Source organism: Roseomonas sp. OT10 (genome assembly GCF_020991085.1).
Classification (GTDB): domain Bacteria; phylum Pseudomonadota; class Alphaproteobacteria; order Acetobacterales; family Acetobacteraceae; genus Roseomonas; species Roseomonas cutis.
The window spans coordinates 3,298,512-3,324,914 of the sequence record NZ_CP087719.1; the positions used below are offsets into that span (position 1 = coordinate 3,298,512).

Here is a 26,403-nt window from a genome sequence, read left to right on the forward strand (position 1 = left end):
TCAGTAGCGGCCGGCGTTCAGCCGCTCGAAGCGCCGCAGGATGTCGTTGCCGCGGCTGACGGCGTCGTCCATCGCCTGCTGCGGCGGCTTCTGGCCGCCGAAGGCGCGCTCCGCCTCCTCGCGCTGGGCCAGCATGGTCTGGGTGAAGTTGCCGAAGCGGAAGCCCAGCGAGTTCGCCGTGGGCGTGCCGCGGCTGAGCTGCTGCACGGCGATCTCCTGCGTCGGGCGCTGGCTGTACCAGCCCTCCTGCTTCGCCATCGCATAGGCGGCGTTGGTGGCGGGGACGTAGCCGGTCGCCTTGTGCCACCAGACCTGCGTCTCGGGCTTCGCCAGGTAGGCGAGGAAGGCGGCGGTGCCGGCATAGTCGGGCTCGGCATGGCCCTTCAGCACCCAGAGGACGGCGCCGCCGATGACGCTGTTGCGCGCCTCGCGCCCCTCCTCCCAGGGCAGCGGCACCGCGCTCCAGTCCAGGTCGTTCGCCGCCATCATCGCCGAATGCGCGGCGGTGGAGGCCATGAAGGTGGCGGAGCGGCCGGCGGTGAAGACGGCGGTGGGCGCCACGCCCTGGCCGGCGATCTGGAGGAGGCCGTCATCCAGCCAGCGCTTCATCCGTCCGACCTGGCTCACCAGCCCGGTGCGGTTGTACACGAACTCCGTGTCCAGCCCCTCGAAGCCGTTGCTGCGGGTGGCGTAGGAGAGGTCGTTGATGGCGCTGTAGTTCTCGAACCAGCTCCAGTGGTAGTCGTCGGCCATGATGCTGCCCGGGCCGCCGGCCGCCTTGACGCGGCGCAGCTGCTCCTCCAGCCCCTGCCAGGTCTCGGCCGGCCGCTCGATCCCCGCCTTCGCGAAATGCGCCTTGTTGAAGTACAGGATCGGCGTGGAGGAGTTGAAGGGCATCGCCTGGAGCTGGCCCTTGTAGGTGTAGTAGCCGGCGATCGGCTTGATGAAGTCGCCCCAGTCCACCGCCTGCTTCTGCGCCGCCATCAGCTCCTGCACGGGCATGATGGCATTGGAGAGCAGCATGGTCATGAAGCCGCGCTCGTAGATCTGCACGAGCTGCGGCTGGGTGCGGGTGCGGTAGGCGGCGACGGTGCCGTTGATCAGCTCGTCATAGGTGCCCTTGAAGACGGGCACGACGTTGTACTCCGCCTGGGAGGCGTTGAAGCGGCGTGTCAGCTCCTCCAGCCGCTCGCCGTTCACCCCGGCCATGGCGTGCCAGAAGCGGATCTCGCGCGGCGCCGCATGGGCGGGGCGCGCCACCCAGGGGGCGGATAGCGGGACGGCCAGGGCGGCGCCGGAGGCCGCCAGGATCGTGCGACGAGAGACGTGCTGGCCCATCTCGTGTCCCCTCCTCATCCGCCCGTGCGTTGTCGCGACCGGGTCGTCCGTTCCCGCCGCTGCGCCGCGCCCGCCGGCATGGCCGGAAGTCCCGCGGCAGGGCAGTCTGCCCTCCTCGGCTTGCACGGCACCGTAACCAGCCTTTGAGCAGGTGTAAATCCATTCGCACAATTGTAATATCGACCACCGGCGCAGCCGGGAGCAAAAGGGGGAAGCCGGCGTGAGCGCCTCGGATGAGCAGCTGTCGGTGCGCGTCGCCTGGCTCTACCACATGGAGGACCTGACCCAGGCGGAGATCGCCGCCCGGCTCGGCCTGACGCGGCTGCGCGTCAACCGCATCCTGGCGGAGGGGCGGTCCAGCGGGCTGGTCCGCATCTCCCTCACCTCCCGGCTGGAAAGCTGCGTCGCGCTGGAGCAGCGGCTGATCCGCGAGTTCGGCCTGGCCGATGCGGTCATCATCCCGACGCCCGAGGATCCGGAGAAGGTCGCGCCGCTGCTGGGCGTCGCCGCGGGGGACTACCTGTCGCAGTTCCTCGCGCGCACGGCCGTCGCCGTCTTCGGCGTCGGCTGGGGCGCGACGCTGCGCGAGGCGATCCGCCACATCGTGCCGGCCGACCTGCCGGACCTCCTCGTCACCTCGATGATGGGCGGGCTGACCCAGGGGCTGGACCTCAACAGCTTCGAGACGGCGGGCGAGCTCGCGCGGCGGCTGAACGCGCAATGCGCCTACCTCGCGGCGCCGATCTATGCCGGCAGCGCCGCCTCGCGCGACACGCTGGTGGCGCAGGACGTCTTCGCCGAGGCCTTCGCCCGCATCCGCGCCGTGGACCTCGCCCTGCTCAGCCTGGGCGACCTCAGCCCGCGCTCGCTGCTCATCCGCCATGGCCTGCCGCGCGACGTCCCGGTGGAGGAGCTGCGCGCGGCCGGCGCGGTGGGCGACGTGCTGGGGCAGTTCCTCGATGCGCGGGGCCGGCCCATCGACCACCCGATCAACGACCGGGTGATCGGCCTGCCTTCCGCCGGCCTGGCCGGGGTGCGGCACGTGGTGCTGGCCGCGGGCGGCGGCCACAAGAGCGCGGTGATCGCCGCCGCCCTGCGCGGCGGCATCCCCAAGGTGCTGGTCAGCGACGAGGGGACGACCAACGCCGCCCTGGCCCTGATCGAGGCCGGCTGACGGCCTCCGGGGCGGCGGCGCGGCTGCCGCCCCGGCGCTGGTGCAGACCGCCATCGACGCGGCGGAGGCGCGCGGACGTCCCGGGCCGGCGAGCCGCCGCCGCAGACAAAGGGCCGGGGCGCTCCCGCCGCGGGCGTGTGAACCGGACAGGCCCTAGCAGGGCGGCGCCGCGGCCTCCTCCTCCGCCACGGTGCCGAAGCAGGTGCGCTCCGCGGCCGCCAGATGGGCGCGCATCAGCTGCCGCGCCCGCTCCGGGTCGCGCCGGCGCAGCGCGTCCACCAGCGCCTCGCGCAGCCCCGTGCGGGCGGACGCCCCCTCCCCGCTGCCGTAGCGCTCGCGCAGCAGGGTCCACATGTCGTGCTGCTCGCTGTCCAGCAGGCTGGGCAGGAAGTCGGCCAGCGGCGCCACCCCGGAGGCGACGCCGAGCGCGATGTGGAATTCCACGGCCCGCTCGGCGAAGGGCAGGCCGGCGGAGGCCAGGGCGGAGACCTCGCGCCCGAGCTGGTCCAGCGCGTCGATCTGCCCGGCGGTGGCGACCCGGGCCGCCTCCGCCGCCATCTCCGGCTCGATCAGCTGGCGGGCGCGCAGTTGCTCGCGCGGGCCGGGGCCGGGGTCGCCACGCCGGGCCCAGGGCAGCGGGCCACGCCTGGGCCGACGCAGCACGAAGGTGCCGCCGCCGCTGCGGGCCAGCACGATTCCCGCCGTCTCCAGCGCCACCATCGCCTCCCGCACCGCCGGGCGGCTGACGCCGAGGCTGCGGGCGATGTCCGCCTCGGGCGGCAGGCGCCCCCCCACCGGCACGCCCTGCTCCCGGATGAAGTCCATGATCCGGGCGGCGATCTCCTCATAGAGCCGGGGGCGCCGGAAACGGGCCGGAGGGAAGGATGCGGGCATGGGCCTGACGTGCCATCCCGCCACCGGACACGCAATGGGCTTGGCAGTCATGCTGTCAGACAGCTATATTACTTCTGCCGGACGGAGAGCCGGCCCTGGGGAGTGGAACCATGCTCACACGGCGCGCACTGTCGCTGCTGCCCATCCTCGCGACCCTGCCCAGCCCGTCGCAGGCGCAGGACTTTCCCACGCATCCCGGCCGGGTGGTCATTCCCTTCGCCCCCGGGGCGGCGACCGATATCCTGGCGCGGCTGATGGCGGCCCAACTGGGCGAGGCGCTGGGCCAGCCCTTCGTGGCGGAGAACCGCACCGGCGCGAACGGCGCCATCGGCGCGGAGCTGGTGGCCCGTGCCCCGAAGGACGGCCACACCCTGCTCATGGGCACTTTCAGCACCCATGCCACCAACCCGCAGATCTATGCCAACACGCCTTACGACCCGGTGCGCGACTTCGCGCCCGTCACGCTCGTCGCCACCGTCCCCATGGTGCTGGCGGTCAACCCCGCCACGGGGCTGCGCGACGTCGCCGGGCTGATCGATGCGGCGCGGCGGCGGCCGGGGATGCTGACCTCCGCCACCGGCGGGCTGGGTTCCTCCCAGCACCTCTCGGCCGTGCTGTTCGAGCGGGCGGCGGGGGTGAGGCTCGACATCATCCACTACGCCCGCGGCTTCGCGACGGTGATCCCGGACCTGCTGGAGAACCGGGTGAACATGACCTTCGGCGACCCGCTTTCCCTGTTGCCGACGATCCGCGAGGGCAAGCTGCGGGCCCTGGCCGTCACCTCCGCGCAGCGGACGGAGATGCTGCCCGAGGTGCCGACCATGGCCGAGGCCGGCCTGCCCGGCGCCGCGGCGGTCACCTGGTACGGGCTGTTCGTCACCGGCGGCACGCCACAGCCCATCGTGGACCGGCTCGGCCAGGTGGCCGGCGAGGCGGTGCGCAAGCCGGCGGTCACGGCGCGCATCCGCGAGCTGGGCGCCGTGCCCTCCGGCATCCCCCCGGCGGAGTTCGCCGCCTTCGTGCGATCGGAGCTGGAGCGCTGGGGCGCGGTGATCCGCGACGCCGGCATCCGCGTGGAATGAGGACCCGCCCATGACCGCCATCGACCGCGTGGAGCTCCACGAATTCGCCTATGACGCCCCTGGCTTCGGGCGCGACCATTCCGGCCAGCTCGTCTGCCGGCCCGGCGGCATGCAGACGATCGGGTCCTTCTGCGTCGTGCTGCGCACCGATGACGGGCTGCGGGGCGAGTACATCCCCATGCACAGCGCCAAGAACCCGGCCATCCTCGGCCAGGTGGCGGCGCTGGCGCCGAAGCTGCTCGGCCGCGATCCCTTCGCGCGCGAGGCGATCTGGACGGATCTGCGCCGCGCCGCCCGCCATCTCGGCGCGGTGGGGCTTTCGGCGCTGGACGTTGCGCTGTGGGACCTGGCGGGCAAGGCCGCGGGGCAACCCATCCACCGGCTGCTCGGCACCATGCGGACACGGCTGCCGACCTATGCCAGCACGGTGCATGGCGACCGCAACGGCGCGCTGAGCGATAAGGCCGCCTTCGCCGAATTCGCGCAGCACTGCCGCGCGCTCGGCTATCGCGGCTTCAAGATCCATGGCTGGGAGGAAGCCGATCCGCGCGACGAGGCGGAGAACCTCCTGGGCGTGCGCGCCGCCGTCGGGCCGGAGATGGCGCTGATGATTGACCCGGCCAGCGAGCTGCGCAGCTTCGCCGACGCGCTTTACGTCGGCCGTGCCTGCGACGAGGCGGGGTACTTCTGGTACGAGGACCCCTTCCTGGACACGGGCACCGCGCCGCTCGCGCACCGTCGCCTGCGCGAGAAGCTGCGCACGCCGCTGCTGCTGACCGAGCACGTGCGCACGCTGGAGGCGAAGGTGCCCTGGATCACGGAAGGCGGCACGGATTTCCTGCGCGCCGACCCGGAATACGACATGGGCATCACCGGGGTGATGAAGACCGCGCACCTCGCCGAGGCCTTCGGGCTGGATATCGAGCTGCACGCCGCCGGCCCGGCGCAGCGACAGCTGATGGCGGCGATCCGAAACACCAACTTCTATGAGCTGTCGCTGGTCGGACCCGGCGTCCGGAACCCGATCCCGCAGGTCTTCGCCTGTGGCTACGCCGACGAGCTGGAGTCGGTGGGGGAGGATGGCTGCTTCGGGGTGCCCGATAGCCCCGGGCTCGGCGTCGCCTATGACTGGGAGGCCATCCGTGCCCGCACCACGCGCGTGCAGTCCTGGCCCAAGGCGTAGCGCGAGGCGGCAGTCGGACGACGCGGGTTCAGCCGCGTCGTTGCGGCGCCGATGGATCGTGCCGGGCCGGCACCGGTCCCGGGCGGCCGCCGCGCATGTAGGCGCGTTCGGGACGGTACCGCGTCAGACCCGGCCGGAGGCCGAACCGCTTCAGGACGTCACGCAACAGGACGCGCAGGCTTTGGTGAATCGGCTTGAAAGCAACGCTCATCCTCTGATCCCTGGCTTCTGCGCTTCGCGGCGCCGCGCGGCACCCTCCGTCTGGTCAACCCCGTGACGCCGGAAAGTTTGCACCGGACATCGCGTCACGATGCGGACGGCCAGCATCTTCCTCCTCGATGATGGCACGATTCAGGCTGTTCCCGACGGCGCACCGCTCCGGCATCGCCGCTGCATCCGCAAGATCGTAACGGAGAGGCGTTACGGACTCGTGAAGATCCGTCCCGCGGGAACGAGGCGGCGACGCGGGGGGCGGGCATGTCGCGCCGATGCCGGCCGCGCGTCCGGTGGAGGTCGCCTTTCCCCGGCGCGCGGCCGGATCGCGCGGTGTCGGCTGCCGGGAGCACGGGCCCCCGGACGGCATTGTCCGCGGCGCTACTCCGCGGCCGGCGCGACGCCGCGCTCCGCGCCGTGGGCGGGCAACGCGACGCCCCACTCCGCCAGCACCTCCGCCGTCTGCGCGCCATGGTCCGGCGCCGGGTGGCGCAGGGCGCAGGGCGTGCCGGACAGCTTCACCGGGAAGCCCAGCATGCGCACGGTGCCGTGCCCCGGATGCTCCACTTCCATCACCATCTCCCGGTGCAGCACCTGCGGGTCCGACAGGGCCTGGCGCATGTCCTGCACCAGCCCGCAGGGCACGCCGGCGGCGTTCAGGCGGCGCACCCAATTCTCCTGGCTGTCCTCGGCCAGCCGCTCCTCGATCAGCGCGTTGATCTCGGCCCGGTGCCGCACCCGGTCGCTGTTGGTGGCGAAGCGCGGATCCTGCAGCAGGTGTCCCAGCCTCAGCTCGCCCAGCAGGCGGCGCAGGATGGCATCCGTGCTGGGTGCCACGGCGATGGCCCCGTCGCGCGTGCGGAACAGCCCGTAGGGCGAGGCGATCGGGTGGTCGTTGCCGGTGCGCGGCGGCAGGGCGCCGGTGGCGAGGTGGTCGGAGGCGAGGTAGGCGAACATGCTCATGATGCCGTCCATCATCGCCGCCTCCACCCGCTGCCCCACCCCGTCGCGGTCGCGGGCGCGCAGCGCGTTGACCACGCCGAAGGCGGCATAGAGCCCGGCCACCAGGTCGGTGATCGGCAGGCCGCTGCGCAGCGGCACGCCCTCCGGCTCGCCGTTCACGCTCATGAAGCCGCTCATCGCCTGGATGACGAAGTCGAAGGCCGGGCGGCCGGCATAGGGACCGGTGGCGCCATAGCCGTTGATGCTGGCCACGACCAGGCGGGGATTGAGGTCGCGCAGGCGCGCCTCGTCGAAGCCCATCTTCGCCAGCACGCCGGGGCGGTAGTTCTCCACCAGCACGTCGGCGCGCCCGATCATGCGCGCCAGCGTCTCCAGCCCTTCCGGCGAGCGCAGGTCCAGCGCCACGGAACGCTTGTTACGGTTGAAGGAGGCGAAGTACCAGCTCAGCCCCTCGCGCCCGGCGCCGATGTGACGGATCGGGTCGCCCTCCCGCGGGTCCTCGAGCTTGACCACGTCGGCGCCCATGTCGCCCAGCATCATGGTGCAGAAGGGGCCGGAGAGGATCCGCGTCAGGTCGAGCACGCGGATCCCGGCGAGCGGCGGTGCGCCCATGCGCCTCAGCCCGCCGCCGTGGGCACGGCATCCACCGGATGCAGGCGCAGCCGCGGCCCGGCGCGCATCACCTGCCCCGCCAGCGGCTTGCCCAGCAGCGCCTCCATGCGGTGGGCGATGGCGATGGTCTTCTCCAGGTCGACCCCCGTCTCCCAGCCGCTCTCGGCCAGCAGGTAGACGAGATCCTCGGTGCAGATGTTGCCCGTGGCCCCGGCCGCGAAGGGACAGCCGCCCAGCCCGCCCGCGGCGGAATCGAAGCGCCGCACGCCTTCCTCCAGCCCGACCAGCACGTTCGCCAGCCCGACGCCGCGGGTGTTGTGCAGGTGCAGGGTGAATCCCATTCCCGGCAGCGCCGCCTTCAGGGCGCGCAGCGTGGCGCGGATGTTGTTGGGCGTGGCCATGCCCGTGGTGTCGCCCAGCGTCACATGCCCCACGCCGAGTTCCGCATAGGCGCGGGCGATGCGCACCACCTGCTCCACCGGGACGTCGCCCTCGAAAGGGCAGCCGAAGGCGACGGCGATGGCGCCCAGGACCTCCTTGCCGCCCTCGCGCAGCCGGGCGGCGACGGCCGGGAAGGCCTCCAGGCTGTCGCCGACGCCGCGGTTCAGGTTCTTGCGGTTGTGCGTCTCCGAGGCGGAGATCAGCAGCACGCCGCCATCGACCGGCGTGGTCAACGCGCGCTCCGCCCCGCGCAGGTTGGGCACCAGCGCCATCAGGTTGGTGTCGGGCCGCTTGCGGATGCCGCGCAGCACCTCCTCCGCATCGGCGAGCTGCGGCACCGCCTTGGGCGAGACGAAGGAGGTCACCTCGACATGGCGGATGCCGCTGTCGAGCATGCTGTCGACGAGGTCGATCTTGTCGCGCGCGGAGAGGATGGTGCGCTCGATCTGCAGCCCGTCGCGGGTGCCGACCTCGACGACCTCGACGAAGCGCGGGTCGGATTCGGGAGTGCTCATGGGAATTCCGTTCTCAGTCGAGCTTCAGGTCGATCTCGGCGATGATGCCCTTCCAGGTCGCCAGTTCGCGCTTGAGGAAGGCGTCGAAGGCGGCGGGCGTCATCGCGTTGGGCTCCACCCCGCTGTCGGCCATGACCTTCATCAGGCCGGGCTGGGCCAGCAGCGCGTTGATCGCCTCGTTGAGCTGCCCCACCACCGGCTCCGGCAGGCCCTTCGGCCCCAGCATCGCCCACCAGGTGGTGACGTTCACCTGCGTCCCGCCCTCCATCAGCGTCGGCACCTGGGGCAGCGAGGGGCTGCGCGCCGGCCCGCTGACCGCCAGCGCCCGGGCGGTGCCGGCATCCAGCGCCCCCTTGGCCGAGGCGATGGAGGTGCCGATCGCCGCCACATGCCCGCCGAGCAGGTCGGCCAGCGCCGGGCCGGAGCCGCGATAGGGCACGTGCTGCATCTCCAGCCCCGCGCGGCGGCGCAGCATCTCCAGGATGATATGGGAGTTGCTGCCGGCGCCGGAGCTGCCGAAGCTCAGCTCGCCCTTGCGCGCCTTCGAGGCGGCGACGAGGTCCGCCATGCTGCGATAGGGCGAGTTGGCCGCGACCAGCAGGATCAGCGGCGTGGTGCCGATGAAGGCCACGGGGCTGAAGTCTTGCGCCGGGTCGAAGGGCACCTTCGTCAGCAGCGGCGACAGGATCATGTTGTCCTGCTGCGCCAGCACCAGGTCGTAGCCGGTCGGCGCGGCGCGGGCGACCTCGCCCAGGCCGATCGTGCCGTTGGCACCGGCGCGGTTCTCCACCACCACCGTCCAGCCCTTCGCCTCCGCCAGGCGCTGCCCGACCGCGCGGGAGAGCAGGTCGGTGCCCCCGCCCGGCGGGAAGGGCGAGACGATGCGGATCGGGCGGGAGGGGAAGGTCTCCGCCCGCGCCGCGCCGGAAAGAAGCGGCGGGGCAGCCAGGAGCGCGAGGAGCGAGCGGCGCAGCATCGGACGGTTTCCTTCCCGTGGCCGGGCCGACCTGCCTGCGGGGCCGTCAGCGGCCCCGCCGGGATGCGGCGGCCCTTTGCCCGCAGGCTGGCGCCTGGCAGCGCCCAGGCCAAGCGCTGGATGGCGCCTCCCCCCCTCTTGGGCGGAGATGGGCGGTCCGGCCCGGATGCCGGGCGGCACGGTGCCGTGCGGCCGGGGCCGGCCGGGCCGGGGAGACTGGGGCAGGATGCCGTCCGCCTGGGGCCGCGTCCTGGTCCAGACCCCTGTTCGCGGGGCGATTCACGCCCCCCGGGCGTGTCCGTCCGCCGGCAATCTGCTCTAGAAGGGGCGCGGCCGCGGCGTAGGCCCGCCGGCCCCGGGAAGAGCGGATCAGGGAGGAGGACCGGTGAGCAGGGACGGCAGGATGGCGCGCCGGATGGACCCGGTCTCGGCCCGGCTGTTCGTGGCCACCATCGAGACGGGCAGCATCGCCAAGGCGGCGGAGCGGGAGCACATCGTCCCCTCCGCGGTCAGCAAGCGGCTGTCGGAGCTGGAGGCGCTGGTCGGCACGCCGCTCTTCGAGCGGGGCCTGCGGGGCGTGCGTCCCACCCCCGCCGGCGAGGCCTTCGAGCATCATGCCCGCATGGTCCTGCGCATGCTCGACCGCATGGAGGACGAGATGTCCGACTATGCGGAAGGGGTCCGCGGCCATGTCCGGGTCCGCGCCAGCGCGTCCTCCCTCACCGCCGGCCTGCCCGCCGACATCCGCGACTTCCTGCGCGAGCGGACGCATCTGCGGCTCGACCTCGAGGAGATCGAGACCCCCGGCATCGTCCGCGACGTGGCGGAGGGACGGGCCGATATCGGCATCGGCCCGAACCTCTTCATCCCGGGGACGCTGCAGCTGTTTCCCTACCGCAGCTACGACCTCTGCGTCGCCGTGCCGGAGGGGCACCCGCTGGCGCAGCGCCCCAGCGTCTCCTACCTGGAGACGCTGGAATACGACCAGGTCGAGCAGACCACCGGCAGCGTGCTGGCGCAGCTGATGGACGGCGTCGCCCGCCAGGCCTCCGTCATGAAGCGCACCCGCATCCGCGTGCGCGGCTTCGACACGCTCTGCCGCATGGTCGGCGCGGGCATGGGCATCGGGCTTGCCCCCTCGGTCATGGAGGCGAGCCTGGGCGGGCGGTACGGGCTGCGCTTCATCCCGCTGACCGACCACTGGGCCCGGCCGCAGATCTGCATCATGGTCCGCGACGTCGATAGCCTGTCCTGCGCCGCCCGCGACTTCGTCGAACACCTTCGCGCCCGGTCCCTGGTCCCCGGCCGGACGGAAACGCTGCGCGTCGCGCATCCGGACCATGCGGCCTTCAGAGGGCGACCCCCGGCAGCCAGGTGACCAGGGCCGGGAAGAGGGTGATCAGCCCCAGCACGGCGAGCGACCAGCCGAGGAACGGCAGCGCCTCCATGGCAACCGGCCAGATCGGCACGCGCCCGACGGCGCTGGTCACGAAGATCAGCAACCCGATCGGCGGGTGCAGCATGCCGATCATCAGGTTCATGATGACCACCATGGCGAAGTGGACCGGGTCGAGCCCGAGCTGGGCCTGGATCGGCAGCAGGGTCGGGACGAACATCACCAGGGCCGGCAGCGGCTCCAGGATCATGCCCACCGCGAGCAGCACCAGGTTCACCACCAGCAGGATCACCAGCGGGTCCGAGGAGAGGGAGAGGATCGCGCCGGAGATGGCGGTGGCGATATGCGCCTCGTTCAGCAGCCAGGCGAAGGGACCGGCCGCGGCCAGCAGGAACAGGATCACCGCCGAGGTCCGCCCGGCCGCGTAGAGCACCTGGCCCAGCTCGCGCCCCTTCAGGTCGCGGTAGACCAGGAAGCCGACCACCAGCGCATAGGCGCAGATCACCCCCGCCGCCTCCGTCTCCGTCACGATGCCGGAGCGGATGCCCAGGATGATCAGCACGGGGATCGCCAGCGCCCAGATCGCCGTGCGCGTGGCGGTGATCCGCTCGCCCCAGCTCGACCGTGGCCGGGCGGCGTAGCCGCGGCGGCGCGCGATGATCGCGCACAGCACCATGTAGCCCGCGGCCATCAGCAGGCCGGGGACGATGCCGGCCAGGAACAGCTTGCCGATCGAGACGTTGGCCGTGACGGCATAGACGATCATCGGGATGGAGGGCGGGATGATCGGCCCCAGCATGGCGCCGGCCGCGATCACCGCGGCGGCGAAGCCGGGCCGGTAGCCCTCCCGCTTCATGGCGGGGATCAGCAGCCCGCCGGTCGCGGTGGCATCCGCCACCGCCGAGCCGGAGATGCCCGACATCACCAGGTTGGTCAGGATGCCGACCTGCCCCAGGCTGCCGCGCATGTGCCCGACCATGGCGGAGGACCAGCCGATCAGGCGATGCGTCAGCCCGCCCTGGTTCATCAGCTCCCCCGCCAGGACGAAGAGCGGCACGGTGATCAGCACGGCCGTGTCGACGTTGGAGACGAGGGTCAGCGGCGCCATCACCACATCCCCGCCGCCATCGTGGCGCAGCAGCAGCCCGGCCAGCGCCGCGAGGATCATCGAGAAGCCGACATCGAGGCCCAGCAGCAGCAGGCCGAAGAAGAGCACGGCGCTGAGCAGGATCATGGCCCGTGCTCCCCGCGCCCCTCCATCTCCCCGCCGACGCCGCAGAGGCGGAGCAGCAGGAAGACGGCCAGCAGCGCGAGCCCCGCGAGCAGCCCGGCATAGACCACGTCGTAGCTCAGCGGCGTGTTCATGATGGCCTGGTAGGCGCCGACCTCCAGCAGCACCCAGCCGCTCCAGACCAGGTAGGCGGAGGTCAGCAGCACCACCACGTCCAGCAGCCCCGCCAGCGCGCGGGTGCCGATGCCGGGCAGCAGATGCTCCAGCAGCTCGATGCGGATGTTCGCCCGCTCGCGGATGCCCAGCGCGATGCCGATGAAGGTCAGCCAGACCAGGCAGAGCCGGGAGAGCTGGTCATAGGCGTCGAAGGTGCTCTTGACGAGGTAGCGGTCCACCACCTGCCCCACGGAGAGGACCACCAGGGCCACCATCGCCAGGATGACGCAGGCGCGGGCCACCCACGCCAGCCCCCGCGCGAAGCCGCGCAGCAGGCGGCCCGCCGCGGGCTCGGCCTGCCGCCCGGCCACCGCCGGGACGCTGCGGCTCACCCCGCCTCCTGCGCGCGGCGGATGCGGGCGGCCATGCCCGCCGGCCAGGACTTGCCGTCATGCTCCTGCTCCAGCCCGGCCAGGGCGGCGCGGAAGGCGTCACGGTCGGGCACGACGTAGCTCGCCCCGGCATTGCGCAGCAGCTCCACCCCCTCCCCGTCCAGCTTGCGGGTCAGGCGGGTGGTCACCTCGCCCGTCTGCTTGCCGGCATGTTCCATCAGCTCGCGGTCGGCGGAGGAGAGGCCCTTCCAGAAGCGCTCGGAGGCGAAGAGGCCCACCAGCTCGTAAGCATGGTCGGTGGCGGACCAGAACTTCGCCGCCTCGTGGAAGCGGGCGGGGATGGACAGGTCGAAGCCGTTGTCCTGGCCATCGATCGCGCCGCGCGAGAGGGCGTTGTAGATCTCCAGCATCCCCATCGGGGTGATCTGCGCGCCCAGCCGCTCGAAGGTGGCGCGCAGCATCAGGATCGGCGCCACGCGGATCCGCATGCCGCGGACCTCCTCGGGCCTGGTGACGGGCCCCCGGATGGTCTGCAGCGCGCGCGGCGAGCGCTGGCCCCAGGCGCCGACCAGCCGCACCCCGGCCGTGCCGGCGATGCGGTCGTAGATGGCGCGGAACTCGTCGCTGTTCTGGATGCGCTCCGCCCACTCCGCGCTGCGGAACAGGTAGGGCATGTACATGATGTTCAGTGCCTCCGCCCCGCGCAGCTGCACGATGGAGGGCGCGCCGTAGTAGGACAGCTCGACGGTGCCGAGCTGCATGGCCGACATCAGCCCGCCGATGTCGCCGAGCTGCCCGTCGGTGTAGAGGTTGACCTCCAGCCGGCCCTGGCTCTCGGTCTCCACCACCTCCTTGAAGCGCATCATGGCGTGGTGCCAGGGGCTGTTGTTCAGCGCGATGGTCGCTAGCCGGATGGTGCGCTGCTGCGCCCGGGCCGGGGTGGTGCGAATGGCCGCCAGGGCCAGCGGCCCGGCGGCGAGAAGCTGCCTTCTCTTCACGTCGTCCTCCTGCGCGGGCTCTCTGGCCCGTCATCCGAACTGTGGTCCGCGGGAGGCGGTCCCGCCAGGGGCCGCCCGGTCCGGGATCAGAACTCCCGGCGCATCAGAAATTCCAGTGGACCGGCGGCGCCCCGGCGACCGGCGAGCGGAAGCTCGCCAGCCTCTCGCCGAAGAGCGAGCCGAGGTAGACCGTCCTCCGGTCCGGCCCGCCGAAGCCGATGCCCGACAGGTTGCGCAGCCCGCGCCTGCGGCCGAGGTCCATCTGCGGCCGGCCGAAGCGCCCCTCCTGGAAGGCCGCCTCCGCCGCGGCGACATCCGCCGCGTCCGCATCCTCCAGGATCAGCTCCTGCCGCCCGTCCGGCGTGGCGCGGATGACGCGGTTGCTGATGACGCTGACGATCCAGACGCCGCCCTCCTCGTCGAAGGCGAAGCCGTCCGGCCAGGTGCCCGCGCCGTACTGCGCGAAGACCTCCTTCTCTCCCAGCGAGCCGTCGGGGCGGATCGGGAAGCGGCTGGTGCGGCGGCCGATGGTCTCGTTGACGTAAAGCCATTCGCCGGAGGGATCGACGATCGCCTCGTTGGTGAAGCCGATGCCCTCCGCCACGATCCGCGCGCCGCGCCCGTCCATCAGCACGATGAAGCCGTCCCCGTAGCCCTTGCGCATGGACTGCTCGCGCGGGACCGCCCAGGTGCTGACCGTCACCCAGGTGCGGCCCTGTCGGTCGATGCCGACGAAGTTCGTGGGCGGCAGGGCGCGGCCGTCCACCTCGCGCAGCCGGGGCGTCAGCGCGCCGTCCCGCGCCAGATGCCAGACGCCGCCGGCGGGGCCGAGATTGGCGATCAGGACGCTACGGTCGGGGAGCAGGGCGATGCCGTTGGGCAGGAAGCCCTCCGGCGCGTCGCGGGCCAGGAGGCGGGTGATGCCGCCATCCGCTGCGATCACGGAGATGCCGCCGCGCCCGTCCGGCACGAAGAGGTCGCCGGAGCGGGTCGTCATCACGCATTCGGCGCGGTTCAGGTCTTGGCCGACGAAGGAGATCCCGTCGGGCGTCAGCATCCGCATGGTCACGGCGGTCCTCGTTCCTCCCCTGCCCCGGCCGGGCTTGCCGCCCGATCCGGGTCGCCCCCGCGGCGCGGACCGGCCCGTCCCGACCTGTCCGCCACCGTGGTGCTGCCCTCTCGCGCCACAGCTTGTCGCCGGACGCGGTAGCGGCGGGCATGGCGATTACAGAGGGGGGGTATCTCAGATCGCGACGCCGGCGCGCGCGGCGCTACGGCCGCCCTGTCCCGTGCGGCGCGGCCCCGCCCCCGTTGGGATAGATCAGCGTCTTGATCACCCCCGGCGCATCGGCGGCGTGGCGGCGGAAGGCCTCGGGCCCCTCCTCCAGCGCGACGTGGTGCGTGACCAGCGCGGCCACGTCCACCTTCCCCGCGGCCACCAGGGCGATGGCGCGCGGATAGACCTCGCCCATCCGGCGGGAGAACTTGATCTTCAGCCCGCGCCGCCGCGCATCCGCCGCCGGCAGGGTGTAGGTGTCGCCATCGGGGATGCCGACCAGCACGACTCGCCCGCCGATCCGGGCGGAGAGCACCGCGTCGCGGAAGCCCAGCGGGTTGTTGGTCGCCTCGATCACCAGCGGCGCGCCCTCGCCCCCGGTCCAGCCCTGGATGTCCCCCACGGAGCTGCCGGCCCGGTCGGCGCCGAGCCGGGCGGCCATGGCGCGGCGGTGCTCCAGCGGGTCGACCGCCAGTACCTCGCCCGCGCCGGCGGCCTTCAGCACCTGGAGGAGCAGCAGCCCGATCGGGCCGCAGCCGAGCACGGCCACGCGCTCCAGCAGGCGCGGCTTGGCCAGGTCCACGGCATGGATGGCCACGCCCAGCGGCTCCAGCATCACCGCGTCCAGCGGCGTGAAGCCCTGCGGGATGGCGACGATCTGGCTGCGCGGCACCCAGATGCGCTGCGTCATCGCACCGTCGAAGGGCGGGGCGCCGATGAACTCGACATGGGGGCAGAGGTTCGGATGGCCGGCATGGCAATAGGGGCAGTCGCCGCACGCCTTGTTCGGATCGACGGCGACGAGCGTGCCGCGCCGCAGGCCCCGCTCCGCCACGTCCTCCGCCAGCCAGCCGCCGAACTCGTGCCCCGGCACGAAGGGCGCCTTGATCTGGGCCGAGCCGATGCCGCCATCCTTGTAGTAGTGCAGGTCGCTGCCGCAGAGGCCGACCGCCGCCACCTCCAGCAATGCCTCGTCCGGCCGCCCCTCCCGCAGGTTGAAGGGAGCGACCCGGGCATCATGCGCCCCGTGCAGGTAGAGAGCCTTGGTCACAGCGTCGGCAGCCCCGTGCAACCTGCGGCCTGGGCGAGTCCGTTCGGCGGTGCGATGCCGCGCCGGCGCCCGGCCGATGTCCGGGGAGCGGATTCCCGCCCCGCCGATGCTCCCGGCCAGCGATCCGTCCCAGGCCAAGCCATACATCTGTAAATTCTATAAGACAAGAGTTCCGGTCTCCCACCCTCCCGCTTGTGCGCCGCACCCTTGTCGACCAGATGACCCCTCCACCGCCGAGAGAGGATCCCGCCTCCGTGCCCACCGAGCCTGCCGTCCCCCCAACCGTCGCCGGGGAGCCGCCGCGGCCGACCCGCGAGGAGGCGGAGGATGCGATCCGCACCCTGCTGCGCTGGGCGGGCGACGACCCTCGGCGCGAAGGGCTGGCCGATACCCCCAAGCGCGTGGCCCGCGCCTACCGGGAGTGGTTCTCCGGCTACGAGGAGGATCCGATGGCCCTCCTCCAGCGCTCCTTCTCGGAGGTCGAGGGCTATGACGAGATGGTCGTGCTGCGCGACATCCGGCTGGAGAGCACCTGCGAGCACCACATGGCGCCGATCATCGGCCGCGCCCATGTCGGCTACCTGCCCAGCGGCCGGGTGGTGGGCATCAGCAAGCTCGCCCGGGTGGTGGACGCCTACGGCAAGCGCCTGCAGATCCAGGAGAAGCTGACGGCGCAAATCGCCAACGCCATCCAGGACGTGCTCCAGCCCCTGGGCGTTGCCGTCGTCGTCGAGGCGGCCCACCAGTGCATGACCACCCGCGGCGCCCACAAGCCGGGCGTCACCATGGTCACCAGCCGCATGCTCGGCGCCTTCCGCGACAACCGCAGCACCCGGCAGGAATTCCTGGCGATGATCGGCAATCCCCGCCAGACCGCGGTGATCTGAGCCGCCGGGCCGACCGGCGGGGCGCCCGCGCTATCCGCCAGGCCGGACCAGGGAGCGGCGTGGCCGGCCGGAGGGGTCCCAGTTGGCATCGTCCAGCCAGGCAGCGATGGCCTCGCGCCGGGCCGGCCATTCATCCTCCAGGATGGAGAACCAGGCGGTGTCGCGGGAGCGGCCCTTGACCACCATCACGTTGCGCAGCGTGCCCTCGTAGGTGAAGCCCAGCCGGGCGGCGGCGGCGCGGGACGGCGCGTTCAGCGCGTTGCACTTCCAGGTCAGCCGCCGGTAGCCGAGATCGTCCATGGCGTGGCGCATCAGCAGGAACATCGCCTCGGTGGCGGCGCGCGTGCGTTGCAGGCGCGGGCCGAACCAGATGTGCCCCAGCTCGATATGCGCGTTGGCCGGCTGGATCTCCATCAGCGTCAGCCAGCCGTCGGCCGTGCCGGTGCGGTGCTGGCGGACGGCCCAGGCCATCGGGTCGTGCTGGGTGGAGAAGGTCGCGACGTGGCGCCGCATCGCCCCGGCATCGCTGAAGGGGCCGTAGCCGAGATAGGCCCAGGAACCGTCCGCGCCGCGGGTGGCCGCGAACAGCTCCTCCGAATGGCGCGGGTGCAGCGGCTCCAGGGTGACGGAGGCGCCGCGATGCGGCACCCGGGCCGGCAGCGGGCGAGGGGTGGAGTCCACCAGGGGCCCCACCGGCGGGCTGGTCGCCGGATCGGCGGGCGGGACGTATCGGTCGCTCATGCGGCCCAGGCTGGCGCCTTTGCGCGCCAGGTCCAAGGGGGTGTCCGGAACGGCCCCCGTCCCGCCGGCCCGGCACGGCGGCGCCATGCCGCCGGAACGGCCCGCGAGAACGGAGCCGCGCCGGGCGGCTGCCCTCCCCGCCGCCCCGACGCGGGCGCAGGGGTCCTTTCCCGCATCGCCTGTTGCACCTGCGAGAAATGATGCCCATAGCCGTTGCGCCATGAACGCCCCCGCCCGCCCCAACACCGCCTTCTTCGAGCAGACGGTGCTGTCCGTGCATCACTGGACGGACCGGCTCTTCTCCTTCCGCACCACCCGCGACCCGGGCTTCCGCTTCCAGGCGGGGCAGTTCGCGATGATCGGCCTGATGGTCGAGGGGCGGCCGCTGCTGCGCGCCTATTCCATGGCCTCCGCCCCCTGGCAGGAGGAGCTGGAGTTCCTCTCGATCAAGGTGCAGGACGGTCCCCTCACCTCCCGCCTCCAGCACCTGCAGGAGGGGGACACGCTGCTGGTCGGGCGCAAGGCGACCGGCACGCTGCTGCTCGACAACCTGCTGCCGGGGAAGACCCTGTGGTTCCTCTCCACCGGCACCGGCCTCGCGCCCTTCCTGTCGCTGATCCGCGAGCCGGAGGCCTATGACCGGTTCGACCGGATCGTGCTGTGCCACACGGTGCGCCAGGTGGCGGAGCTGGCCTGCCGCGACCTGATCGAGCGCGAGCTGCCGGAGCACGAGTTCCTGGGCGAGATGGTCCGCGAGAAGCTGGTCTACTACCCCTCCGTTACGCGCGAGCCCTTCCGCCACCAGGGCCGCATCACCGACCTGATCGCCAGCGGCAAGGTCTTCGCCGATCTCGGCCTGCCGGCGATGTCGCCGGAGCATGACCGGGTGATGCTGTGCGGCAGCCCGGAGATGCTGGCGGACGCCAAGGTCCTGCTGGAAGGCCGCGGCTTCGTCGAGGGCAGCCAGCACGCGGCCGGCCACTACGTCATCGAGAAGGCCTTCGTCGAGAAGTAGCCGGCCCCGCGGCGGCCCGGCGCCGGGCCAGGACACCCGGCAGCAGCACCAGCACCCCCGCCCCCAGGCCCAGCGCCCCCGCCGCCGCGCCGCTGCCCAGCCCGTGCAGCCGCGCCGCCACCCGCTGCCGCGCGATCGCCGGGCGCAGGTCGAGCAGCCCGGCCAGCGGCCCGTCCTCCGCCGGGGGGGCGGCCAGCAGGCGCTGCGCCTCCGCTTTGTCCCATAGCCCGGCCTGCGGCAGCGCCAGGGTCAGCCGGGCCGCCTCCGCCACCGCCTCGCGCGTTCCACCCCAGCGCAGCAGGTCCACCCCGTTGCGCTCCGCCGCGGCCAGCCAGGCGACCGCCACCAGCAGCCCCGCCAGCATGGCCGCCGCCGCCTGCCGTGGCGGCGGCGGTCGACCCCAGGCCAGCAGCGCCAGCACGGGCCCCAGCCCGGCCGCGGCGACCGCCCCCGCCCATTCGGCGAAGGCCAGCACCCCGCCCCCGGTCACGAAGGCGAGCACCATCCCCGGCGGGACCAGGAGGAGGGCCATCCGGCGTCCACCGGCCAGCCGGGCGACGCCCCGCATCGCGGCGCAGGCCCCCGCCAGCGCGCCGGCCAGGGCCAGGACGGTGAAGGGCCAGGGCAGCCCCGCGATTTGCGGCGCCGCCAGGGCCAGGGCGTCCGGGTGCAGGATCAGCTCGCCCGTCCCCAGCCGCCCGTCGCCGTCGACATCCACCGGCTCCGCCCAGGGATGGCCGCGCGCCCCGTCCAGGCGCCAGGCCTCGATCCAGGCCGGCAGGGGGGCGATGGCCGCCCCCTCCAGCCGTCGCAGCTCCCCTGCCCCCACCATGGCGGCGGCCAGCCCGCCCAGGAGCACGGCCGCCAGCAGCCGGCGCGGCCCGCGGCCATGCCCTTCGCCTGCCTGAGGGCCGGCCGGCGCCAGGATCGCCGCGCCGAGCGCCGCGATCAGCCCGGCCAGGAGGCCGGAGGACAGCTCCGGCGCGGCCGGCGGACGCAGCAGGGCGGATGGGGCGGGCCAGGACCATCCCCCCGCGACGGCCAGGAAGGGCAACGGCAGCACCGCCGCTGCCAGCAGCAGCCAGCCGCCGCGCCGGGCCATCGGCATGCCGGCGAGCAGGAGCAGGGCACCCAGCGGCAGCCCCCAGAGCAGGCGGGAGGTTTCGAGCGCCCGCTGCACCGCCAGCGCGGCCACGGAGACGAGGCCGGCCGTCAGGAAGAGCGCGGCGACGGCCCGCACCAGCCAGGCCGCGCGGGCGGCCGGCGCGCCGCAGCCTTGCGCCAGCCGGGCCGGCCAGCCCGCGGGCCAGCCGCGCCGGGACAGGCCGGCCAGCCACAGCCCGGCGCACCAGCCGAGCGGCAGGACCCATCCGCCGGGATCGGAGAGGGCGAGGGCCCCGCCCAGGCCGACGAAGGCCAGCGCCGCCATCCAGCCGGGCACGGCGGCCGCACCACCGGCCGGGGGAGAGGCGCCTCCTGGGGTAGCGGCGGTCATCGGCGGCGGCGTCCCTCGGCTGCCGCACCGCTTTCGCATCGGGGCGGGGCGGGGGGAATGCCCCGGCCCGGGGAAGTTGGGAGAATCCCCTTCCACGCTGCGGCACGTCCGGGCAGGCTGCTCCGCAAGGCGAGCGGCAAGCCCCGCCGAGACACGAGGAAGCAACCCGGCCCGAGCGGCCATCTGGGAACCAAGGACGATGAGCAGCACCCGCGCGACCACCGCGCCGCCAGGGACACGGGCGGCTCACCCGCCCATGACGCGGGAGGAGCGGAAGGTCATCCTGGCCTCCTCCCTCGGCACCGTCTTCGAGTGGTACGACTTCTACCTCTACGGCAGCCTCGCCGCCATCATCGCGGTGAAGTTCTTCAGCCAGTTCGACGAGACCACCCGCAACATCTTCGCGCTGCTGGCCTTCGCCGCCGGCTTCCTGGTGCGGCCCTTCGGCGCGCTGGTCTTCGGCCGGCTCGGCGACCTGGTGGGGCGGAAGTACACCTTCCTCGTCACCATCCTGATCATGGGCATCTCCACCTTCGTCGTCGGCATCCTGCCCACCTCCGACAGCATCGGCCTCGCCGCCCCCGTCATCCTGATCCTCCTGCGCTGCCTCCAGGGGCTGGCGCTGGGCGGGGAGTACGGCGGCGCCGCGACCTACGTGGCGGAGCACTCGCCCAACGGCCGGCGCGGCTTCTACACCTCCTTCATCCAGATCACGGCGACGGCGGGCCTGTTCCTCTCGCTGCTGGTGATCCTCTTCACCCAGCTCGCCCTGGGCGACGCCGCCTTCCGCGACTGGGGCTGGCGCATTCCCTTCCTGGTCTCCATCGCGCTGCTCGGCGTCTCCGTCTGGATCCGGCTGCAGATGCAGGAGAGCCCCGCCTTCCAGAAGATGAAGGACGAGGGCACGGGCTCCAAGGCGCCGCTGTCGGAAGCCTTCGGCCAGTGGAAGAACGCGAAGATCGCGCTGCTCGCGCTGCTGGGCCTCGTCGCCGGCCAGGCGGTGGTCTGGTACACGGGCCAGTTCTACGCCCTGTTCTTCATGGGCTCGGTGCTGAAGGTCGATGCCTATACGACCAACCTGCTGATCGCCTGGTCGCTGCTGCTGGGCTCGGGCGGCTTCGTCCTCTTCGGCTGGCTCTCCGACAAGATCGGCCGCAAGCCGATCATCCTGGGCGGCTGCCTGATCGCCGCGCTGACCTACTTCCCCCTCTTCAAGCTGATGAGCGCGGAGGCCAACCCGGCGCTGCACGCCGCCCACACCAACATCCCCGTGGTGGTGCACGCCGACACCAGCACCTGCTCCTTCCAGTTCAACCCGACGGGCACGGCGCGCTTCACCCAGCCCTGCGACATCGCCAAGGCGGCGCTCGCGCGGGCCTCGGTCAACTATCGGGTCGAGAGCGCGCCGGCGGGCTCGCCCACCACGGTGACCATCGCGGGCGGGGCGCCGATCACCGCCGGGACGCCGGAATTCGCGGCGCAGCTCGGCGCGGCGCTGACGGCGGCGGGCTATCCGGCGGCGTCGAACCCGACGGTGGTGAAGATCGCGCACCCCTTCGACATCTTCCGCGAGCAGCCGGCGGTGCTGATCGGCATCCTGACGATCCTGGTGATCTACGTCACCATGGTCTACGGCCCGATCGCCGCCGCGCTGGTGGAGCTGTTCCCGACCCGCATCCGCTACACCTCCATGTCGCTGCCCTATCACATCGGCAACGGCTGGTTCGGCGGGCTGCTGCCGGCGACGGCCTTCGCGATGATCGCGCAGACGGGCGACGTGTATTACGGCCTCTGGTACCCGATCGTGATCGCCCTGATGACGGTGGTGATCGGGGCGCTGTTCGTCCCGGAGACCAAGGACCGCGACATCTTCGCCGACGACCTCGGCGTGGGACGCCGCTGAGCCGCCGCCCCCTCCGCACCGGAGGGAATGCGGGCCGGGCGCCGGGGGACCATCCCCCGGCGCCTTTTTTCCTGTGGGACGGACGGCCCTTGCCTTTGCCGCCCGACTTGCCACCCTGCCCCGGAAAGGGTGGGGAGACGGATCATGGCGGGCGAAGCCGGCGGCTACGAGGCCGCCTATGCCGGATGGCGGAGCGACCCGGAGGGCTGGTGGCTGCGCGCCGCGCGCGGCATCGACTGGCAGACCCCGCCCGCCCGCGCCTTCGACCCTGACCAGGGCGCCTATGGCCGCTGGTTCCCGGACGGGCGGCTGAGCCTCTGCCACAACGCGCTGGACCGGCACGTGGCCGCCGGGCGCGGGGCGCAGCCAGCGCTGATCCACGACAGCCCCGTCACGGGAAGCGTGACCACCCTCACCTACGCGCAGCTCCTGGCGCGGGTGGAGCGGCTGGCCGGGGCGCTCGCCGCGCGCGGGGTCGGCCAGGGCGACCGGGTGGTGGTCTACATGCCGATGGTGCCGGAGGCGGCCATCGCCATGCTGGCCTGCGCGCGGCTGGGCGCGATCCATTCCGTCGTCTTCGGCGGCTTCGCGGCGGCGGAGCTGGCGGCGCGCATCGCCGATGCGAAGCCGCGCGCGATCCTCGCCGCCTCCTGCGGGATCGAGGCGGGGCGGATCGTCCCCTACAAGCCGCTGCTGGACGCGGCGCTGGGCCTGTCGCCGCACCGGCCGGAGTTCTGCCTCATCCTGCAACGGCCGCAGCATCCCTGCGCGCTGACGCCGGGCCTGGATGCCGACTGGGCGGAGGCCGAGGCGGCCGCCGCGCCGCATCCCTGCGTGACCGTGGCGGCGACCGACCCGCTCTACATCCTCTACACCTCCGGCACGACCGGGAAGCCCAAGGGGGTGGTGCGCGACACGGGCGGCTATGCGGTCGCGCTGCACGCCTCCATGGGCATGATCTACGGGCTCGGAGCCGGCGACGTGATGTTCACCGCCTCCGATGTCGGCTGGGTGGTGGGGCATTCCTACATCGTCTACGCCCCTCTCCTCGCCGGCTGCACCACCGTGATGTACGAGGGCAAGCCCGTCGGCACGCCCGATGCCGGCGCCTTCTGGCGCGTCTGCGCGCAGCATGGCGTCAAGGCGATGTTCACCGCCCCCACCGCGATCCGTGCGATCAAGAAGGAGGACCCGCAGGGCGCGCTGCTGGCCCGCCACGACCTCTCGCGGCTGGAGGCGCTGTTCCTGGCCGGCGAGCGCTGCGACCCCGACACGGCGGTCTGGGCGGCCGACCTCCTCGGCAAGCCGGTGATCGACCACTGGTGGCAGACGGAGACCGGCTGGCCGATCACCGCGAACTTCCGCGGCCTGGGCCTGTTCCCCACCAAGCCCGGCTCGGGCGGCCGCCCCTCCCCCGGCTACGACGTCGTGGCGCTGGACGAGCAGGGGCAGGACCTGCCGCGCGGCCGGATCGGGGCGCTGGCCATCCGCCTGCCGATGCCGCCGGGCTGCCTGCCGACGCTCTGGGGCGACGAGGAGCGCTTCCGCGCCTCCTACCTCGCCACCTTCCCCGGCTTCTACGAGACGGGCGATGCGGGGATGGTGGATGCGGAGGGCGATGTCTGGGTGATGTCGCGCACGGACGACATCATCAACACCGCCGGCCACCGCCTCTCCACGGGCGCGATGGAGGAGGTGCTGGCCTCCCACCCCGCCGTCGCGGAATGCGCCGTGGTGGGGGTGCGCGACAGCCTGAAGGGCCAGGTGCCGCTGGGGCTGGTGGTGCTGAAATCCGGCGTGGACACGACCGAGAAGGTGCTCTCCGCCGAGCTGGTGGCGATGGTGCGCGAGCGCATCGGGCCGGTCGCGGCCTTCAAGGAGGCGCGGGTGGTGGCGCGCCTGCCGAAGACGCGCTCGGGGAAGATCCTGCGCGCGACCATCCGCAAGATCGCCGATGGCGACGACTGGGCCATGCCGGCGACGATCGACGACCCGCTGAGCCTGGAGGAGATCGCGGACGTGCTGCGGTCGGCGGAGCGCTGAGCGTGGACGCCGCCACCCCCGTCCTGCTGCGCGACGACGCGGACGGCGTCACGACCCTGACGCTGAACCGCCCCGCCGCGCGCAACGGACTCTCCCTCGCCCTGCTCGGCCGGTTGCGCGAGGAGCTGGCCGGTCTCGCGGCCGATGATGCCGTGCGCTGCGTGATCGTCGCCGCCAACGGCCCCGCCTTCTGCGCCGGGCACGATCTGAAGGAGATCGCGGCGCATTTCGCCGATGCCGATGGCGGGCGCGGCGTCTTCGCGGAGACGATGGAGGCCTGCGCCCGGGTGATGACGGCGATCCCCGCCCTGCCGCAGCCGGTGATCGCCGCCGTGGAGGGCGTCGCGACCGCGGCGGGCTGCCAGCTCGTCGCCGCCTGCGACCTCGCCGTGGCGGGGCAGGCCGCGCGCTTCTGCACGCCGGGGGTGGAGATCGGCCTGTTCTGCTCGACCCCGGCGGTGGCGCTCTCCCGCGCCGTGCCGCGCAAGGCGGCGATGGAGATGCTGCTGACCGGAGAGATGATCGGAGCCGCCGAGGCGCATCGCCTCGGGCTGGTCAACCGGGTGGTCTCGGCCGGCGAGGCGCTGTCGGCGGCCCGTGCCCTGGCCGGGGGAATCGCCGCGCGCTCCGCCGTCGCCATCCGCCTGGGCAAGCGCGGCTTCGTGCGGCAATACGGGGCCCCTCTGGAGGAGGCGTATCGCATGGCGTCCGAGACGATGGTCGAGAACCTTCTGGCGCAGGACGCGGCGGAGGGGATCGGCGCCTTCCTGGGCAAGCGACCCCCCGTCTGGAGCCACCGCTGATGGCCGCCGCCGATTACGACGCCCTGCCGCAGACCCCGGCGAACCACCAGCCGCTGACGCCGCTGCTGTTCCTGGAGCGCGCGGCCCAGGTCTTCCCGGACCGCCTCGCCGTGGTGCATGGCGCGCTGCGCTACACCTGGAAGCAGCACCGCGATCGCTGCGTGCGGCTGGCCTCGGCGCTGTCGCGGCGCGGCATCGGGCGCGGCGACACGGTGGCGGCGCTGCTGCCCAACACGCCCGCGATGATCGAATGCCACTACGGCATCCCGATGACCGGCGGCGTGCTCAACACGCTGAACACGCGGCTCGATCCGGACACCGTCGCCTACATCCTCGACCATGGGGGAGCGAAGGCGGTGATCGTGGACCGCGAGCTGGCGCCGCTGCTGGGCCGTGCGCTGGAGATCAGCACGAGCCAACCCTTCGTCATCGAGGTGAACGATCCCGAGGCGCCGTCGGAGAGCACGCTGGGCGGCCAGGACTACGAATCCTTCCTGGCCGAGGGCGACCCCGGCTTCGCCTGGCCCTGGCCGCGCGACGAATGGGACGCCATCGCGCTGAACTACACCTCCGGCACCACCGGGCGGCCGAAGGGCGTGGTCTACCACCATCGCGGCGCGCACCTGCTGGCGATGGGCAACGTGCTGTCCTGCGCGATGGGCGAGCCGCCGACCTACCTGTGGACGCTGCCGATGTTCCACTGCAACGGCTGGTGCTTCCCCTGGACCGTCGCGGCCAAGGCGGGCACCCATGTCTGCCTGCGCGCGGTGCGCGGCGCGGCGATGTGGGAGGCGATCACCCGCCACGGCGTCACCCATATGTGCGGCGCGCCGATCGTCCTCTCCACCCTGCTGCAGGCGCCGGAACGCGAGGACACCGGCGGGACGCTGCGCTTCATGGTGGCGGGGGCGCCGCCGCCCGAGGCGGTGCTGGCCGCGGCGGATGCGGCGGGGGTGAAGGTGACGCACCTCTACGGCCTGACGGAATGCTACGGCCCCTCGGTGGTGAACGAGTTCACCGCCGCCCATGCCGCCCGCCCGCCGGCCGAGCGCGCGGCGCTGATGGCGCGGCAGGGCGTGCGCTACATCGTGCTCGAAGCCCTGGAGGTGCTGGACGGGACGGGCCGCCCCGTCCCCGCCGACGGCACGACCATGGGCGAGGTGGCGATGCGCGGCAACGTGGTGATGAAGGGCTACCTCAAGGACCCCGCCGCCACGGAGAAGGCCCTGGCCGACGGCTGGTTCCACACCGGCGACCTCGGCGTGAAGCACCCGGACGGCTATGTGCAGCTGCGCGACCGGGCCAAGGACATCATCATCTCCGGCGGCGAGAACATCTCCTCCATCGAGGTGGAGGAGGCGTTGTACCGCCACCCGGCCGTCGCCATCGCCGCGGTGGTGGCCCTGCCCGACGAGAAATGGGGCGAGGTGCCCTGCGCCTTCGTCGAGCTGAAGCCGGGCGCGGCGGCCACCGAGGCGGAGCTGATCGCCTTCGCCCGCACGCAGCTCGCCAGCTTCAAGGCGCCCAAGCGGGTGGTCTTCGGCGAGGTGCCCAAGACCTCCACCGGCAAGATCCAGAAGGTCCGGCTGCGCGACCAGGCCAGGGGGACGCCGGGGAACGGCTGA

Annotated in this window: 23 protein-coding genes; 10 read left to right on the forward strand and 13 right to left on the reverse strand. The window is 72.8% G+C overall.

The window, feature by feature from the left end; genetic code table 11:
- Positions 1–1,338, reverse strand: coding sequence for an extracellular solute-binding protein (locus LPC08_RS15145; protein WP_230449073.1), 1,338 nt, complete (start codon positions 1,336–1,338; stop codon positions 1–3).
- A gap of 220 nt (positions 1,339–1,558) precedes the next feature.
- On the opposite strand from LPC08_RS15145, the gene LPC08_RS15150 reads away from it, so the two are divergent.
- Positions 1,559–2,512: a sugar-binding transcriptional regulator gene (locus LPC08_RS15150; protein WP_230449074.1), complete on the forward strand. Its 954-nt coding sequence runs from the start codon at positions 1,559–1,561 to the stop codon at positions 2,510–2,512.
- 153 nt (positions 2,513–2,665) lie between these two features.
- Here LPC08_RS15150 and LPC08_RS15155 read toward each other — a convergent pair whose 3' ends face one another.
- A complete protein-coding gene (locus LPC08_RS15155; RefSeq protein ID WP_441295816.1) occupies positions 2,666–3,457 on the reverse strand; it encodes a FadR/GntR family transcriptional regulator in 792 nt (263 codons plus the stop codon).
- Positions 3,458–3,516: 59 nt separating this feature from the next.
- Here LPC08_RS15155 and LPC08_RS15160 point away from each other — a divergent pair, with 59 nt between their 5' ends.
- A complete protein-coding gene (locus LPC08_RS15160) occupies positions 3,517–4,488 on the forward strand; it encodes a Bug family tripartite tricarboxylate transporter substrate binding protein (RefSeq protein ID WP_230449076.1) in 972 nt (323 codons plus the stop codon).
- Positions 4,489–4,498: 10 nt separating this feature from the next.
- The gene (locus LPC08_RS15165) at positions 4,499–5,671 is read left to right on the forward strand and encodes an enolase C-terminal domain-like protein (RefSeq protein WP_230449077.1); all 1,173 of its coding nucleotides are present in this window, start codon (positions 4,499–4,501) and stop codon (positions 5,669–5,671) included.
- A 28-nt stretch (positions 5,672–5,699) separates the two neighbouring features.
- Here the strand turns inward: LPC08_RS15165 and LPC08_RS15170 are convergent, their stop codons facing one another.
- The 4 genes from LPC08_RS15170 to LPC08_RS15185 form a co-directional block, all read right to left on the reverse strand.
- Complete coding sequence (locus LPC08_RS15170; RefSeq protein ID WP_230449078.1) at positions 5,700–5,882, reverse strand: hypothetical protein; 183 nt, start codon at positions 5,880–5,882, stop codon at positions 5,700–5,702.
- A 383-nt stretch (positions 5,883–6,265) separates the two neighbouring features.
- Positions 6,266–7,459 (reverse strand): CaiB/BaiF CoA transferase family protein, encoded by a 1,194-nt coding sequence (locus LPC08_RS15175; protein WP_230449079.1) that lies wholly within the window; start codon positions 7,457–7,459, stop codon positions 6,266–6,268.
- A gap of 5 nt (positions 7,460–7,464) precedes the next feature.
- Positions 7,465–8,415 (reverse strand): hydroxymethylglutaryl-CoA lyase, encoded by a 951-nt coding sequence (locus tag LPC08_RS15180; protein ID WP_230449080.1) that lies wholly within the window; start codon positions 8,413–8,415, stop codon positions 7,465–7,467.
- A 13-nt stretch (positions 8,416–8,428) separates the two neighbouring features.
- Positions 8,429–9,391 carry a Bug family tripartite tricarboxylate transporter substrate binding protein gene (locus tag LPC08_RS15185; RefSeq protein WP_230449081.1) on the reverse strand — a complete coding sequence of 321 codons (963 nt, stop codon included), beginning with the start codon at positions 9,389–9,391 and terminating at the stop codon, positions 8,429–8,431.
- Positions 9,392–9,806: 415 nt separating this feature from the next.
- On the opposite strand from LPC08_RS15185, the gene LPC08_RS15190 reads away from it, so the two are divergent.
- Positions 9,807–10,769 carry a LysR family transcriptional regulator gene (locus LPC08_RS15190; RefSeq protein ID WP_230449082.1) on the forward strand — a complete coding sequence of 321 codons (963 nt, stop codon included), beginning with the start codon at positions 9,807–9,809 and terminating at the stop codon, positions 10,767–10,769.
- Here LPC08_RS15190 and LPC08_RS15195 read toward each other — a convergent pair.
- The 5 genes from LPC08_RS15195 to LPC08_RS15215 all read right to left on the reverse strand — a co-directional run bounded on the left by LPC08_RS15195 (position 10,741) and on the right by LPC08_RS15215 (position 15,891).
- Positions 10,741–12,021, reverse strand: coding sequence for a TRAP transporter large permease (locus tag LPC08_RS15195; protein WP_230449083.1), 1,281 nt, complete (start codon positions 12,019–12,021; stop codon positions 10,741–10,743). The two genes, LPC08_RS15190 and LPC08_RS15195, sit on opposite strands and share 29 nt — an antisense overlap.
- Complete coding sequence (locus tag LPC08_RS15200; RefSeq protein WP_230449084.1) at positions 12,018–12,566, reverse strand: TRAP transporter small permease; 549 nt, start codon at positions 12,564–12,566, stop codon at positions 12,018–12,020. Before LPC08_RS15200 ends, LPC08_RS15195 begins: the two co-directional genes overlap by 4 nt.
- The gene (locus LPC08_RS15205) at positions 12,563–13,564 is read right to left on the reverse strand and encodes a TRAP transporter substrate-binding protein (RefSeq protein ID WP_230449085.1); all 1,002 of its coding nucleotides are present in this window, start codon (positions 13,562–13,564) and stop codon (positions 12,563–12,565) included. Before LPC08_RS15205 ends, LPC08_RS15200 begins: the two co-directional genes overlap by 4 nt.
- Before the next feature lie 103 nt (positions 13,565–13,667).
- Positions 13,668–14,627 carry an SMP-30/gluconolactonase/LRE family protein gene (locus tag LPC08_RS15210; RefSeq protein WP_230453088.1) on the reverse strand — a complete coding sequence of 320 codons (960 nt, stop codon included), beginning with the start codon at positions 14,625–14,627 and terminating at the stop codon, positions 13,668–13,670.
- Positions 14,628–14,835: 208 nt separating this feature from the next.
- Positions 14,836–15,891 (reverse strand): zinc-dependent alcohol dehydrogenase, encoded by a 1,056-nt coding sequence (locus LPC08_RS15215; RefSeq protein WP_230449086.1) that lies wholly within the window; start codon positions 15,889–15,891, stop codon positions 14,836–14,838.
- Positions 15,892–16,109: 218 nt separating this feature from the next.
- Here LPC08_RS15215 and folE point away from each other — a divergent pair, with 218 nt between their 5' ends.
- Positions 16,110–16,778 carry a GTP cyclohydrolase I FolE gene (folE, locus tag LPC08_RS15220; RefSeq protein ID WP_441295817.1) on the forward strand — a complete coding sequence of 223 codons (669 nt, stop codon included), beginning with the start codon at positions 16,110–16,112 and terminating at the stop codon, positions 16,776–16,778.
- A 30-nt stretch (positions 16,779–16,808) separates the two neighbouring features.
- Here the strand turns inward: folE and LPC08_RS15225 are convergent, their stop codons facing one another.
- Positions 16,809–17,519, reverse strand: a complete 711-nt coding sequence (locus LPC08_RS15225; protein ID WP_230449088.1) for a GNAT family N-acetyltransferase — start codon at positions 17,517–17,519, stop codon at positions 16,809–16,811.
- A 220-nt stretch (positions 17,520–17,739) separates the two neighbouring features.
- Here LPC08_RS15225 and LPC08_RS15230 point away from each other — a divergent pair, with 220 nt between their 5' ends.
- A complete protein-coding gene (locus LPC08_RS15230; RefSeq protein WP_230449089.1) occupies positions 17,740–18,534 on the forward strand; it encodes a ferredoxin--NADP reductase in 795 nt (264 codons plus the stop codon).
- Here the strand turns inward: LPC08_RS15230 and LPC08_RS15235 are convergent.
- Entirely contained in the window at positions 18,506–20,029 is a 1,524-nt protein-coding gene (locus LPC08_RS15235) for a hypothetical protein (RefSeq protein ID WP_230449090.1), read from the reverse strand. The genes LPC08_RS15230 and LPC08_RS15235 overlap by 29 nt on opposite strands.
- A gap of 199 nt (positions 20,030–20,228) precedes the next feature.
- Here LPC08_RS15235 and LPC08_RS15240 point away from each other — a divergent pair, with 199 nt between their 5' ends.
- The 4 genes from LPC08_RS15240 to LPC08_RS15255 all read left to right on the forward strand — a co-directional run bounded on the left by LPC08_RS15240 (position 20,229) and on the right by LPC08_RS15255 (position 26,403).
- On the forward strand, positions 20,229–21,932 hold the full coding sequence (locus LPC08_RS15240; RefSeq protein WP_230449091.1) for an MFS transporter: 1,704 nt from the start codon (positions 20,229–20,231) through the stop codon (positions 21,930–21,932).
- A 144-nt stretch (positions 21,933–22,076) separates the two neighbouring features.
- Positions 22,077–23,975 (forward strand): AMP-binding protein, encoded by a 1,899-nt coding sequence (locus LPC08_RS15245; protein WP_230449092.1) that lies wholly within the window; start codon positions 22,077–22,079, stop codon positions 23,973–23,975.
- 2 nt (positions 23,976–23,977) lie between these two features.
- Positions 23,978–24,778, forward strand: a complete 801-nt coding sequence (locus tag LPC08_RS15250) for an enoyl-CoA hydratase (RefSeq protein ID WP_230449093.1) — start codon at positions 23,978–23,980, stop codon at positions 24,776–24,778.
- Positions 24,778–26,403, forward strand: a complete 1,626-nt coding sequence (locus LPC08_RS15255) for an AMP-binding protein (RefSeq protein ID WP_230449094.1) — start codon at positions 24,778–24,780, stop codon at positions 26,401–26,403. Before LPC08_RS15250 ends, LPC08_RS15255 begins: the two co-directional genes overlap by 1 nt.